Consider the following 13,384-nt stretch of genomic DNA (forward strand, 5'->3'; position numbering starts at 1 on the left):
CGGGATGCGCTGTTTTTTGGGCCCATTCACCCAACTTCGGGCGTTTGCGCGACGACAGACGCTGTTCGGGGCGGAAATCTGCCCGGTCTGTCAGCGCCCTTTCACTTGGCGCAAGAAATGGGAAAAAGTTTGGGATGAAGTGAATTACTGCTCGAAAAAATGCAGGTCGGCCGCATGACCGAGATTTTTCCAGAACTTGGGGAAGCGAAAGAGACGATCAGTTTCAAGCCCACACGAACCAATGGCCTTAAAAGGCTGAAGCAGTTCGTAGGACGCGCCGGTCGGCATTACGCCGGTAAGCGGAACTACGATTTTGGGACCGATCAACGCAGCAATGTATCGGGTTTGTCACCTTGGGTGCGCCACCGTTTGATAACGGAACAAGAGGTACTGGCAACTGTACTAGCGTCACATAATCCCGACGCGGCGGAGAAGTTCGTTCAAGAAGTGTTCTGGCGCACTTACTTCAAGGGCTGGCTGGAACAGAGGCCCAGCGTCTGGGCACATTATCAACGGGATCTGTTGAGCGCTTTAGAGCGACTAAAATTCGATCAGGGCTTAGAGATCCGTTTCAACGATGCAGTGAACGGCAATACCGGCATCGACTGTTTCGATCATTGGGCGCGGGAACTGGTGACGACCGGTTACCTCCACAACCATGCGCGCATGTGGTTTGCATCAATTTGGATTTTTACGCTCCACATACCCTGGCATCTTGGCGCGGACTTCTTTTTGCGGCATTTGCTGGATGGCGATCCCGCGTCAAACACGCTGAGCTGGCGGTGGGTCGGCGGATTGCACACGAAAGGCAAAACCTACCTCGCGCGACCCGATAATATTGCCAAATACACGCAAGGACGGTTTCAACCAAAAGGCCTCGCCAAATTTGCAGAACCGTTGACCGAGCCGGTAGATCACCCGCTCATTCCACTTTCTATCCCGCTCATTCCCGCAGACAGCCCTTATCTGTTGCTGTTGACAGAGGATGATCTGTCAAGTGACTGCTTAGTGCGGACATCGCCTGCTGCCGCGATTGGACTTTTGGCGACGCATGGTCGGTCTCCAAACCCGATGGGGGACGCCGCAAAGGATTTTGCCAAGGGCGCGATGAACAGCGCCCTGGAACCCCATGGAAAACACGCGAAATCAGCTGAGGATTGGTGTGGTCCGTTGATCGAGGCAGCACGGAATGCCGGCGTCACGACCATTGCAACAGCCTATGTGCCTGTCGGCCCCACTCGGTCATGGCTGGATCGTGCAGAGCCTTTATTGAGAGACGCAGGCCTATCATTGAATAGGATAATGCTGCCGTACGACGCTATGACATGGCCTCATGCAAGGGCCGGATTCTTCAGCCTTCGAAAGAAGATCCCGTCGCTCTTAGGCCAATTGAACCTAGCCACCCAACAAAGAGAATAGCTCGTGTCCTCTGCAGTCCTTCTACTCCCCAACCAGTTGTTTGCCCAACACCCGGGTCTGTCCGCCGGGCCAGACACTGTTGTGCTTTTCGAAGACCCGCTGTTCTTTGGCGATGCGCATTACCCAGCCACGATGCATAAACAAAAGCTTTGGCTGCACCGCGCCTCTATGGCGCGCTATCGCGATGGCTTGGTCGCTAAGGGCATTGATGCCGCGATCTGGCCCTTTGAGCGGCAGTCGGGCGCGTGCCTGCGACTTTTTCAAAACCTACGTGATCGCGGTGTCAGCCAAATGATCATAGCTGATCCAGTAGACTTCATTGCGGAAAGACGTTTGCGGGCGGCGGCTAGCAATACCGGCATCACGCTCGCCATCAAGCCATCGCCTGGCTTTCTGAATACGCGGGCCGACAATCTGGATTGGTCTCTCGGTCGAAAACGTTGGCTCATGGCTGAGTTCTACAAAAGCCAACGCCGACGCTTGAACGTTTTGATGGACAGCGGTCAACCGACCGGGGGACGATGGAGTTTTGACGAGGAAAATCGCAAAAAAGTGCCCAAGGCGCTGTTGGGCAGCCTGCCTTGGATCGACTGGCCTTCCCATGACGCAGTTGATGAAGCCGCAAAAGCGAGCGTTGTTGCTGACTTTCCAGATGCATTAGGCAGCCTAGATACGTTGTATTATCCGACATCACACAACGCTGCGTCCGTCTGGTTGACGCAGTTTCTGGAACGGCGGTTCGAACGTTTTGGCGACTATGAAGATGCCATTGTTGAGGGAGAAAACTGGCTATGGCATGCCATTCTCACGCCTGCTTTGAACATTGGATTGTTGACGCCGAAACAAGTTTTGGACGCTGCCCTGGAGCATGCGGATCGCAAGGGCATTCCCCTGAATTCTGTAGAAGGTTTCATCCGCCAACTCAGTGGCTGGCGCGAGTTCATGCGCGCGACTTATGATGGCCTAGGTGTGCCGATGCGCACGACAAATCACTGGGGCCATCACCGCGCCATGCCCCGCTCTTTCTACAACGGAACCACTGGTATTGATCCGCTGGATGACACGATCAAAAGGGTGCTCAAAACTGGGTATTGCCACCACATTGAACGCCTCATGGTACTGGGCGGATTTATGTTTCTGTGCGAGATTGATCCGGACCATGTCTATCGCTGGTTCATGGAAATGTTCGTCGACAGCTATGATTGGGTTATGGTTCCTAATGCCTACGCGATGAGCCAGCATGCCGATGGAGGGTTGATCACCACCAAACCGTACTTTTCCAGCTCAAACTATGTTCGCAAAATGAGCCATTGGGGCAAAGGGCCTTGGGCCGAAATTTGGGACGGACTTTATTGGCGCTTTATCCTGAAACACACCGATAGACTTGCAGGAAATCCCCGATGGGCGATGATGTGCCGTACGGCTGGGCGCATGTCGTCAGAAGTCAAAAACAAGCATGTCAAGACGGCTGAAGCTTTTTTGCAACGGATGACACGAGCATGAACTCCACGGCAGCGTATGACTGAGAGTGAGGTCACATCCAGAGATCAACTTTGGGACTGGCTGAACAAGCACTTTACCCAACCTGAGAGCGTCCGACTGATCACGTGGAAGGCTGCACATCTGCGTAGATATGTCAGTCGGGATGAAGTGTTGGATGCGCTGATTGCGTATGGTTGGATTGATGGAAGACGATTTCCAATCGAAGAAGACTGGACGGCGCAACTTATCGGCCCGCGAAAACAACAAGCTTGGTCCAAAAGCTACAAGGACAGGGCGGAGCGCCTTGGGCAAGAAGGCATAGTGCACCCCGCCGGAGAGGCTTCCATACAAGCCGGTAAAGCTTCAGGGCTTTGGAACTTTTGACGATGTCGATGCTCTTATCGTCCCAGACGATTTATCCGTTGTATTGAACCTGGACAAATGGGAGCGATTGCCCCCGTCTTACCGACGCAATGTCCTGCGCTGGATTAAGGTCGCCAAGTACCCGACAACGCGCCAACGGCGGATCGATAACACGGTCGTAACCACGCACACCGGCGAAAGAATGCAGCAAATGTAGCGCCGTCAGGTTTGTTCTTAGTCCCTAGTTGGAACTTGAACTTTCGTATCGCGTTAGAGCAACGCAGCCAAAATTTTGGTTTGGAGTAGCCGCCACGGAGGTCGCCGTCCGCTTAAGCAATGAATTTTCGCGTTTGTGGCACTACGGTCCAAGTGCTCAGACTTAAGTTCGCGCCAATTCCGCCTCGTTGAGAGGCTGCAAACGGGAAACCCGATGCAATGCCGCGCAGCCTTTGACGCGCCTAAAAGGCCACGCTGCATCAGCGATTTTCGAAAGTCCAATGTTGGAAATTTTCGCAGAGCAGTTACCTAGCAGACAGCTGCGAATGACCAAACTGAGCCCAAAGCGGACGAGCGGTGATTTCAAGCCCAATTGAACCGTGCCAATTTCATGTAAAAGGGATGCCAGGTTCATACTATACTCTATTGTGCCTCATACGAGGCCGAGGTCAGAGGAGTTACTATGAAAACAGCTGTTGTGACCGGCGCCGCGGGAGGGATGGGGCAAGCCATCTGCCGCCAATTGCCGGCAGTCGGTTTCCACGTTGTTGGACTGGACCTCAATGAGGAGGGTTTAGGTGAACTGGCGACAGAATTAGGTTCGAATTTCACGCCAATCTGCGTTGACTTAACTGATCATTCGGCTATCGCTCAGGCGTTTGATGGCATTAAGACAACGCATGGCGGTCTGGATGCTTTGGTAAACAATGCAGGCACCTGCTTCATGTCCGACTTCCCGCACATTCCGCCCGAGGAACTCGAAAAGCAGATGGCAATCAATTTTAATTCTGCTTTCTATTGCTGCCAGCAGGCGGTCCAATTGATGTTGGAACGCGAAGGAAGCAAAAAGATTGTCAATATCTCATCGAACGGAGCTTACAATTTCGATGTTTTTGACCCTCCGCACTACCGTGCGTCAAAGGCTGCGATGGATACTCTAACAAAAGACCTCGCCCGTCGATACGCAAAGGATAAAATCTGTGTAAATTCTCTGGCACCTGCCATGACTGAGACACCGTTGTTCAATGTCTTGACCGAGGAAGTCTTGAAGAAAGCCGTTAGTGCCATGCCACATGGTCATGCGATGCTACCTGAGCAAATCGCCTCTTGGGTTGGTTTTCTCATTTCACCGGCAGGGGATGTTTCCAGTGGGAATGTGATTATTCTGAACCAAGGGCGCGACGTCAGATAATTCTTTGGTGCGACATCACTTTCCGGAAAAATGGTCCAAGGGGTGGGATCAGCTGTAGACTTCTGGTGCTTTCTTCAGAACAGCCCACTGCTTTGGACAATGCCCATAGATTACAAAGGCATCTCGCTCGGATGCCAGACGCATCAACCTGTCTGCGCTGGCAATTGCTGCATCTTCGTCCCAAGACCCGGCAAACTTCTCGTCGATTTCTGCTGGTCGGGAAATCGCATCACTAGTCAATAAAATCGCCCCCGACGGAAGATCGACCATTACCGCGATCTGGCCAGGCGCATGACCGGGTGCCATCAAAACGAAGATACCTGGCCCAATCTCTACGTCGTCATCAATAACCAGGTAATCCTGCTCGGGCCATTCCATCGGCCGCATATCGCCCCAATACAAGGGGCGAGGTAAGGCTCGCTCGGCAGAGGAGATGAGAATGGGACTGTTTGGAAAGTCGCCCAATGCACCGATATGGTCGATATGGGAGTGCGTACAAATCTGTAATGTAATGTCTGACGGAATAAGCCCGAGTTTTGCCAGCTGTGCGCGTGGCAGATTATCTGGTTCGCACTTCAGAACCTCGCCAAACTCGAACAATCGATCTTCTTTGACCGCGGCGTCGGTATCAATGGCGTATTTTTCAGGAAATCCAGTGTCGATGAGTATTGCTTCTCCCAAATCTGTTCGGATCAGAAACCCGCAGATACCTATGATGCGGCCAGTGGAATGGACCTTGAACAGCCCGTAGTCCAAAACCACAAGGTCAATCGGTCGCCCTTTGACAAATCCCTCTGCTTGCACAGACTCTCTCCCTGATTGACTACAAAGACTTTGAGTAGAGCATGAAAGTCAAGATACACACACTTTTTCAATACCTACTGGATACCACGGAAGCGGATCCAGAAGCTTTCGTTGGGTTTTCCTTGTCCGAGTCGCCGCGTTTGGGTGAGTTCATGGATGCGCTGGATCCAGCGCTGCCGTTGGATTGGAACCAAAAGAGCTTTCGGGGTCTGCCTGCTTTACGACGGCATGTTTTGGACCGCGCTGGCTTGTCTGATGTTTGCAAGCCAGACGACGTTCTGATCACCGCCGGCGCCGCGGAAGCCAATTATCTTGCATTCATGCAATTGGTCCAACCGGGCGACGAAGTCGTAACGGAACGCCCGGGCTGGCCACAAGCGGGCGTATTGGCAGAGGCAGTTGGCGCGACGCTAAAAGTTGTCGACCGCGAAGAGAGGGCTGGTTGGGTATTGCCGCTCGACAAAGTTGAGGCCGCAGTAACAGCGCGCACGCGGCTCATCTTTATGACCAACCCCAATAACCCCACCGGGCAGTTGATGACACAAGCAGAGCTGGAAAGGCTTGTCCAAATCGCAGATCGCGTAGGCGCATGGCTGGTTGTTGACGAGGTTTACGCGGGATTGGAGTGGGACGGGTCCCGTGCCCCTTCGATTGCTGGTTTGTATCCAAGGGGTATCACGACGGGCAGCGTTTCCAAGGCACTGGGGCTCCAGGGGCTACGCACCGGCTGGATGATATGCCGTGATTCAGATCTCATTTGGGACGCTATTATTCTGCGGGAAAACTCGAGCGAAATTATGAATATTCTTGGCGAAGTCATCGCCGAAATCGCCTTGAGGTCTGACCGATATAATCAGGCTTTGAAAACTGCACGGGCAGCTGGGATGAAAACGCTGGAACGCCTGGATAGGTTTGTTGCCGATCAGCCCAACCTCGATTGGGTCAAACCTCAGGCCGGATTAATTGGTTTGGCACGGCTCGATGGGATTGATGGCGACGTGTTCGCCAAACGCTTGCTCGCCGATCCCTATCGGACATTTCTACTACCGGGTTCGTCTTACGGGATGCAGAACCACATCCGACTGGGTGTGGGGGGAGGTGCTGCTGCCAACCTCGACCTTGGCCTAGAGCGCATGGGCGAACTATTGGCAAACTGGTAGATTTAGGACACTCATTTCGACGGTTCGGGCTGCAAAGTCGGTCAAATAACGTTGCCCGTCCCAAGCTGACACTAAGCCCAATTTTGGTGCAAGTTCACCTGCCATACGCTGAAAGCTCTATCGCTAGAATAACGCTGTCGGCGCGCTAGTTCGAAGATGGAACAACTGATTCATAACCAAGGTTCGAAATGACAGGTTGGACAACTGAAAACATCCAAGACTATCCGCGACCACCTGCGCTGCGGGCAGTGCCTCATCGAGTGCGGATCGAGCTCGGCGGTCAAACAATCGTGGAAACCGATCAGGCGTTTCAGGTTCTCGAAACCCACCACGCCCCCACGTATTATATTCCGCCGCAAGACATTGATGCCGTTCTGACAAAGGCCTCGGGTAGATCATTCTGCGAGTGGAAGGGTGTTGCGAGCTACTGGGACGTTCAGAGCGGGGCAGCTGCGGCTAAGAAAGCTGCGTGGAGTTATGCTGCACCAACCATCAGATTTGAACGGATTAAGGGCTATCTCGCCTTTTACGCCGGACTTATGGACGCCTGTTTTGTTGGTGAGTACCGGGTGATCCCGCAACCCGGGGATTTCTATGGAGGTTGGGTCACCGAATACTTGAAGGGTCGCATAAAAGGCGCTCCGGGCACGGAATTTTGGTGAGTATTGATGACCGACCCTAAATCCTCACCAACCCCTTTGGCAGTTCCTACAAGCCGTTTGGTCCGTGTTGCCGGTTTAAGCAGCATGACGGCAGGCATTGCGGGGAGCATGGCAGCACGCGCCCTAAGAGAGATCGGTCGCGGCGCGCGACCCGATATGCGTGGTTTGTTGATGACACCCGGCAACGTGACACGAGTCGCGGATCAACTCGCTCGCATGCGAGGCGCCGCGATGAAGGTGGGTCAGTTGATTTCAATGGATGCAGGTGAGGTCTTGCCGCCTGAACTGGCTGACATCATGGCGCGTTTGCGAGATCAGGCGCATTTCATGCCCCCCAAACAACTGCGTGACGTCTTGAACCGAAACTGGGGCCAGGACTGGCTAAAGGCCTTTCACACCTTCAATGTAAGGCCCATTGCGGCGGCTAGTATAGGGCAAGTACATCGTGCAACCTTGAAAGACGGGCGCGATGTGGCGATCAAAGTGCAATATCCCGGTATCGCGCGCAGTATCGACAGCGACATGGCCAACGTTGCCACTCTGGTTCGCATGTCAGGTCTGCTTCCCCAAAGCTTTGATCTGGCTCCGTATATCCAAGAGGCGCGCAGTCAATTACATGAAGAAACGGACTATGAACGCGAGGGGCAATACCTGCGCTGTTTTGCTGACCTATTGCAGGGCGATGAAGCGTTTAAAATCCCAGAGTTCTATCCAGATTGGAGCACGCCAGAAGTTCTGACGATGTCCTTTCTGGAAGGTCGCCCTATCGAGGCCGTGAGTGATGAGACAAGCGAGGAACGCAATCGAGTCTTAGAGGCCTTGGTCAATCTCACGCTGCGCGAGGTTTTTGAGTTCGGTATGATGCAGAGCGATCCAAACTTTGCCAATTACCGATACAACCCATCCAATGGAAAAATCGGTCTCTTGGATTTTGGCGCGGCACGCGCACTGCAACCATCTGCAATAGATGGATACGTGGATCTGTTGCGCGCCGGTTTGCTTGAAGACGGCGCGGCGCTTCGAAAGGCTGCCATACAACTGAAGCTTATTGAAGGTGATGGCCCATTTGACGACCGCATCCTCGGAATGATCCGCAGCGTTTTTGACGCAATCCTATCTGCGGATGAATTTGATTTCTCCGACCGAGCGCTCTCCAACCACTTGAACAAAGAAGGCATGTCTTTGGCTGAGGCCGGGTATTTCCCACCCCAGCTTCCAATGGATGTTCTTTACCTTCAGCGAAAGATTGGAGGGATGTTCTTATTGGCCACTCGATTGAATGCCTCGTTGCCTGTGAAGACACTTCTTGCAAAGTACGTCAACTAACCCAAAACTTCCGACGACAGACAGGAATGACCAGCATATACTCGCGCCTAGGGCAGCATAGCCCGCAAAGCTGTTGCTGGCAGTAAGTGCAGCGAAGGTCCGCGCCGAGTCCATATGAATAATGACGATACGGAATATGTAAGTGTTTGTACTCGAGAAATAGTGAAAATTCATTTTGCATTACGATGGTTAAGAGAGGCTTGGGAGTTTGTCACCAGCGTCTCTTTGGGTTGGCGAAATCCAGGTTTCAGCAGATATCACGTCCGAGAAAACAAGCCGCGTGAGTCGGCCTGATGGATCTTGGCCTTATCTGACGCGCAGAGTTGGTTCTTCGTATTTGCTGGTAGTCAGGTAACGTTAGGTTGGGAGTGCGATATGGAATTACCGACACTGACATACGAAATGATAGCCGTACTGAGTCTATTGTCTTTTACCGTCTTACTTTTTGTTACCGAGATTATACGGATCGATGTCGCAGCAATTCTTGTAATGGTGCTGCTTGGTGCACTGAGCTATCTCCCGGGGCTGGGTAATCTTGCCAATATATCAAAGCTCTTTGAAGGTTTTTCCTCGAACGCAGTGATGTCCATCATCGCAGTTATGGTAATCGGGGCTGGGCTTGATAAGACGGGGCTTATGTCAAAGGTTGCGGCCCTGATCCTCAAGAATGGAGGCACGACAGAGGCTCGGATAATCCCGATAATTTCAACTACGGTTGGTGTGATCAGCTCTTTCATGCAGAACGTGGGAGCTGCTGCGCTTTTTCTGCCCGTTGTGAGCCGCATCTCAGCGCGTACAGAAATACCGATGAGTCGGTTGCTTATGCCCATGGGGTTTTGCGCGATTCTGGGTGGTACGATCACATTGGTCGGGTCGTCGCCTCTCATCCTTTTGAACGACCTGATTGTTTCGGCAAACTCATCTCTTCCGGCTAACCAACAAATGGAGACATTTGGGTTGTTTTCAGTCACGCCTATCGGTGTGATGCTGGTGCTGACAGGGGTGCTTTACTTTGTGCTCTTTGGTCGTTGGGTTCTTCCAGCGCAGCGAGAGCGTGGAGAAGACGCAAGCTCAGCCCGGTCCATGCAGACCTACGTCGAAAACACCTATGGGCTTAGGGCTGATATGTTCGAGATACGTGTTCCAGAAGGTTCGATCTTGATTGGACAAACGCTCGCGGATGTCATGGTCGCCCATAATTTATACATTCTCGGCACATCCTATCGCGGCCACAAGGTCATCGCGCCGATGGCTGATACCAAGATCGAAGCGCCAGCGCGGCTTGCAGTGCTTGGCCTGCGCCGTGTGGTTGAGCATCAGTTCGCTGAGCCTTATGGCTTAGAGATTCTGCCCCAACTGGATGTCTTTGCAGATGATTTCGCCGCGACCCAATCAGGGGTGGCAGAGGTTGTTATTCCGCCCGGTTCTTCAGTGATCGGCCAGACTCCGATTGATTTGCGTCTCCGTCAGACACATGGTTTGTCTCTGTTGGCCATTCAGCGCGGCGAAGAAACACTGAGCCATGTAGAAACGGAAGATCATTCAGCCACGCATATCGGGCAAGTCCCTTTGCAGGCGGGTGATACGTGTGTCGTGCACGTGCAATGGGACCGTCTGACACGACTGAAGTCAGACAGGGATTTTGTCGTCGTAACTTCGGACTTTCCCCAAGAAGAGTTACGCCCACACAAGGTCGGATGGGCGCTTGCTTTCTTCCTAATAGCGTTGAGCTTAATTCTGTTTTCTGATCTGCGCTTGTCATTATGCCTGTTGATCGGCGCTATTGGGATGGTGTTGAGCCGGGTGCTCTCGATTGACGAAGCCTACGAGTCGATAAGTTGGAGCACAGTCTTTCTACTGGCTTCGTTGATCCCGTTGGGCCAAGCAGTTCAGAACACTGGCACTGCGGATTGGATTGCCGCGCATGTGTTAGCCCTCCTGAAGGGGTGGCCGATCTGGTCTTTGCAAGCAGGGATCGCCGTTTTGGCAACGGCGTTCACGCTGGTCATGTCCAACGTAGGTGCAACTGTTTTGCTGGTGCCGCTGGCGGTTTCTATTGCCGTATCGGCGGGTGGTAACCCGGCCGTATTTGCTCTCACCGTGGCAATTTCAACGTCCAACTCATTTTTGATCCCAACACACCAGGTGAATGCGTTGATCATGGGCCCAGCAGGCTATCGGGTGGTCGATTTCGTTCGCTCGGGCGGAATCATGACTCTCCTTTTCTTGGTTGTTTCAATGACCGGACTAGCGCTTTTCTTCTGAGCCGCTTCTCGGCGACCCGTACAATGAACTCTGCTTCAGCTCAGAAGAACTGGCAAGATGAGGTCTTGGAGGCCAATCCTTTTGTTGGAGCAGAAAATCCGAGATCTATACAAATGGACTTTCGCTGCGAGAAAGAGAAGAAGGGCGGCGAACAAATGCAAACCTGACGTCGACATACGCTGGTACTGGACCGTCTTTGTTTTATCGATCACTGTTGCTTGGCCAATACCGTCGGCATATTGGAGAGTTCACAATGAAGTTCCTTCGAACACCTGACCATCGGTTTGACGGGTTGCCAGATTTCGCATTCGGCCCGAATTATCTTGATGTGGATAATACCGAAGGCGGTCGTCTCCGAATGCACTATTTGGACGAGGGACCGGAACAGGCACCGCCCGTATTGTTGATGCACGGAGAGCCAACCTGGTGCTTCCTGTATCGGCACATGATTCCGTTATTCAAAGATGCGGGCCATCGAGTACTGTCTCCTGATTTGATTGGGTTTGGACGGTCGGACAAGCCCACCGAGCGATCCGACTACACCTACCAACGCCATGTAGACTGGATGTCCGAGTGGTTGCGGAAAGTTGACCTGACTGGCATCACATTGGTGTGTCAGGACTGGGGCGGACTCATTGGCTTGCGGCTGGTTGCGAGTATGCCCGAGCGTTTCTCTCGTGTGGTTGTGGCGAACACGGCCCTACCTACCGGTGACGTGCCCTTGGGTGAGGCATTTCTTTCATGGCGGGAATATTCACAATCTGTGCCTGAATTTAATTCGGGCCGTATCGTATTTGGCGGCACAACATCGAAGATTTCAGATGAAGAGGTTGCAGCCTATAACGCACCGTTTCCGGATTCGCGCTATCTGGCAGGCGCTCGCGAGTTTCCAGTGTTGGTGCCCGACTCGCCTGACAATCCAGCTTCTGAAGCCAACCGAGCCGCATGGGAAACCCTCAAGACCCTAAACACCCCGTTTCTGACTGTTTTTGGAGAAGACGACAGGGTCATGGCGGGGGTAGACAAACTGTTCCAAAAGTCGATCCCTGGGGCAGTTGGTCAAAATCATACTGCTTTGCCTAAAGCGGGGCATTTCATTCAAGAAGATGCTGGGGCAGAGCTAGCAAACGCGACTTTGAAATTCATTGAGCAAACATAACGGCTGTCAGATTAGTGACTTCCCCTGCGGCCTCAACTCACGCCAAATTTGCGACGCAAATGCTCAGCTAAGGCCGTTATGCGACGTGGTTGGGCTCGGCTCGGCGGAAACATCATTTGCAAAGGTTTCGGCGGTGGGAGGAAGTCGCGCAAGACAGAAACAAGTTTGCCAGATCGAACATCTTCGCCGACATCCAGCTCCGACTTCAAGACGACCCCATGACCTGCAATCGCCCATTCGCGGATGAGTGAACCATCATTGACTATTCGATTTCCTTTTACCGATACGCGCTGGGCATTTGGTCCTGATCCAAACTCCCAAACGTTGTCGATTATGTCGCCAAACCTCATAACCAAGCAGTTGTGGTTCAATAGATCTTCTGGTTTTTCAGGCGTTCCGAATAAGGCTAGGTAACTTGGGGAGGCACATACGAAACGTTGGTAGCTTCCTAAATTTCGTAATCTGAGCGAGCTGTCTGTGATGTTGCCGAAGCGAACGGCGAGGTCAAAACCCCGGCCTACAAGATCGACGTAGCCGTCCGAGAGGGACAGTTCGATTGAGACGGCAGGGTTCTCTTCGGTGAATTCGGCAATAACCTCGGAAACAAAGCTCCGCCCCAAATCGATAGGCGCGCTTATGCGAATTGGACCAGACAAAGTTTCGGCGCCGTGCCGAACAAGCGTATCCAGGTCCGCAACCTCACTGAGTACGTTTCTTGCTCCATCGGCTAGTGTACGGCCTTCTTCGGTCAGGCTAATAGAACGAGTGGTGCGGTTGAACAAAACCACTCCGTAGTGTGCCTCCAGAGCCGCGAGTCGCTCGGACACTGTCGTGCTCGACATCCCTGTTGCGCGCGCTGCGGCCACAAGACTGCCTTTCTCGGCTATAGTCAGAAACAAGCGAAGATTGTCTAAAAGCATTAAACGGAATTTCCGGATTATATGTTCGATCTCGCCCTGTTTATCCCGAAAAGACTGCGGCGTAAATCTAGCGCATCGCTCAAGAACACAAGGGACCTATTCCAATGGCCAAGCTGACAATTGTCGCCAACATCAAAGCCAACCCCGACAAGATCGACCTTGTAAAGGGTGAGTTGATCAAGCTCATCGACATAACCCGTGCCGAAGAGGGTTGCATTAACTACGACCTGCATCAGGACAACGGCAACCCGGCCCATTTCGTATTCTACGAAAACTGGCAAAGCCGGGAGCTTTGGCAAACCCACATGGGTGCTCAGCACCTTGCGGCTTACCTGGAAGCAACAGAGGGTGCCGTTGCAGAATTCACGTTGAATGAAATGACAGTCATCGGTTGATACAAAACCGAACAAAGGAGC

Annotated in this window: 14 protein-coding genes; 12 read left to right on the forward strand and 2 right to left on the reverse strand. The window is 52.8% G+C overall.

Translation table 11 applies throughout. The annotated features are described in order from the left end of the window. Positions 1-4: 4 nt before the first annotated feature. The 6 genes from AC2FIR_RS21005 to AC2FIR_RS21030 all read left to right on the forward strand — a co-directional run bounded on the left by AC2FIR_RS21005 (position 5) and on the right by AC2FIR_RS21030 (position 4,672). Positions 5-178 carry a DUF2256 domain-containing protein gene (locus AC2FIR_RS21005; protein WP_496763070.1) on the forward strand — a complete coding sequence of 58 codons (174 nt, stop codon included), beginning with the start codon at positions 5-7 and terminating at the stop codon, positions 176-178. Next, positions 175-1,419, forward strand: a complete 1,245-nt coding sequence (locus AC2FIR_RS21010; RefSeq protein WP_170612312.1) for an FAD-binding domain-containing protein — start codon at positions 175-177, stop codon at positions 1,417-1,419. Before AC2FIR_RS21005 ends, AC2FIR_RS21010 begins: the two co-directional genes overlap by 4 nt. Before the next feature lie 3 nt (positions 1,420-1,422). Beyond that, positions 1,423-2,922: a cryptochrome/photolyase family protein gene (locus tag AC2FIR_RS21015; RefSeq protein ID WP_496747984.1), complete on the forward strand. Its 1,500-nt coding sequence runs from the start codon at positions 1,423-1,425 to the stop codon at positions 2,920-2,922. Positions 2,923-2,937: 15 nt separating this feature from the next. Then, on the forward strand, positions 2,938-3,285 hold the full coding sequence (locus AC2FIR_RS21020; protein ID WP_480914390.1) for a YdeI/OmpD-associated family protein: 348 nt from the start codon (positions 2,938-2,940) through the stop codon (positions 3,283-3,285). Positions 3,286-3,301: 16 nt separating this feature from the next. Further along, positions 3,302-3,481, forward strand: a complete 180-nt coding sequence (locus AC2FIR_RS21025) for a YdeI/OmpD-associated family protein (RefSeq protein ID WP_480442127.1) — start codon at positions 3,302-3,304, stop codon at positions 3,479-3,481. 462 nt (positions 3,482-3,943) lie between these two features. After that, positions 3,944-4,672: an SDR family NAD(P)-dependent oxidoreductase gene (locus AC2FIR_RS21030; RefSeq protein WP_170612308.1), complete on the forward strand. Its 729-nt coding sequence runs from the start codon at positions 3,944-3,946 to the stop codon at positions 4,670-4,672. 48 nt (positions 4,673-4,720) lie between these two features. On the opposite strand, the gene AC2FIR_RS21035 is transcribed toward AC2FIR_RS21030, so the two are convergent. Next, positions 4,721-5,476: an N-acyl homoserine lactonase family protein gene (locus tag AC2FIR_RS21035; RefSeq protein ID WP_170775417.1), complete on the reverse strand. Its 756-nt coding sequence runs from the start codon at positions 5,474-5,476 to the stop codon at positions 4,721-4,723. A gap of 41 nt (positions 5,477-5,517) precedes the next feature. Here AC2FIR_RS21035 and AC2FIR_RS21040 point away from each other — a divergent pair, with 41 nt between their 5' ends. The 5 genes from AC2FIR_RS21040 to AC2FIR_RS21060 all read left to right on the forward strand — a co-directional run bounded on the left by AC2FIR_RS21040 (position 5,518) and on the right by AC2FIR_RS21060 (position 12,048). Further along, positions 5,518-6,636 (forward strand): pyridoxal phosphate-dependent aminotransferase, encoded by a 1,119-nt coding sequence (locus AC2FIR_RS21040; RefSeq protein WP_496747981.1) that lies wholly within the window; start codon positions 5,518-5,520, stop codon positions 6,634-6,636. Between the two features lie 188 nt (positions 6,637-6,824). Then, the gene (locus AC2FIR_RS21045; protein ID WP_496763040.1) at positions 6,825-7,298 is read left to right on the forward strand and encodes a DUF427 domain-containing protein; all 474 of its coding nucleotides are present in this window, start codon (positions 6,825-6,827) and stop codon (positions 7,296-7,298) included. A gap of 6 nt (positions 7,299-7,304) precedes the next feature. Next, on the forward strand, positions 7,305-8,624 hold the full coding sequence (locus tag AC2FIR_RS21050) for an ABC1 kinase family protein (RefSeq protein WP_170825410.1): 1,320 nt from the start codon (positions 7,305-7,307) through the stop codon (positions 8,622-8,624). 375 nt (positions 8,625-8,999) lie between these two features. Beyond that, positions 9,000-10,889 carry an SLC13 family permease gene (locus AC2FIR_RS21055; protein WP_170612302.1) on the forward strand — a complete coding sequence of 630 codons (1,890 nt, stop codon included), beginning with the start codon at positions 9,000-9,002 and terminating at the stop codon, positions 10,887-10,889. Between the two features lie 253 nt (positions 10,890-11,142). After that, positions 11,143-12,048 (forward strand): haloalkane dehalogenase, encoded by a 906-nt coding sequence (locus AC2FIR_RS21060; RefSeq protein WP_496747977.1) that lies wholly within the window; start codon positions 11,143-11,145, stop codon positions 12,046-12,048. Positions 12,049-12,080: 32 nt separating this feature from the next. On the opposite strand, the gene AC2FIR_RS21065 is transcribed toward AC2FIR_RS21060, so the two are convergent. Beyond that, positions 12,081-12,968 (reverse strand): LysR family transcriptional regulator, encoded by an 888-nt coding sequence (locus AC2FIR_RS21065; protein WP_170612298.1) that lies wholly within the window; start codon positions 12,966-12,968, stop codon positions 12,081-12,083. Between the two features lie 104 nt (positions 12,969-13,072). Here AC2FIR_RS21065 and AC2FIR_RS21070 point away from each other — a divergent pair, with 104 nt between their 5' ends. Beyond that, a complete protein-coding gene (locus AC2FIR_RS21070; protein ID WP_170612296.1) occupies positions 13,073-13,363 on the forward strand; it encodes a putative quinol monooxygenase in 291 nt (96 codons plus the stop codon). Positions 13,364-13,384 lie beyond the last annotated feature (21 nt).

The organism is Ruegeria sp. CDSB136 (assembly GCF_059610965.1).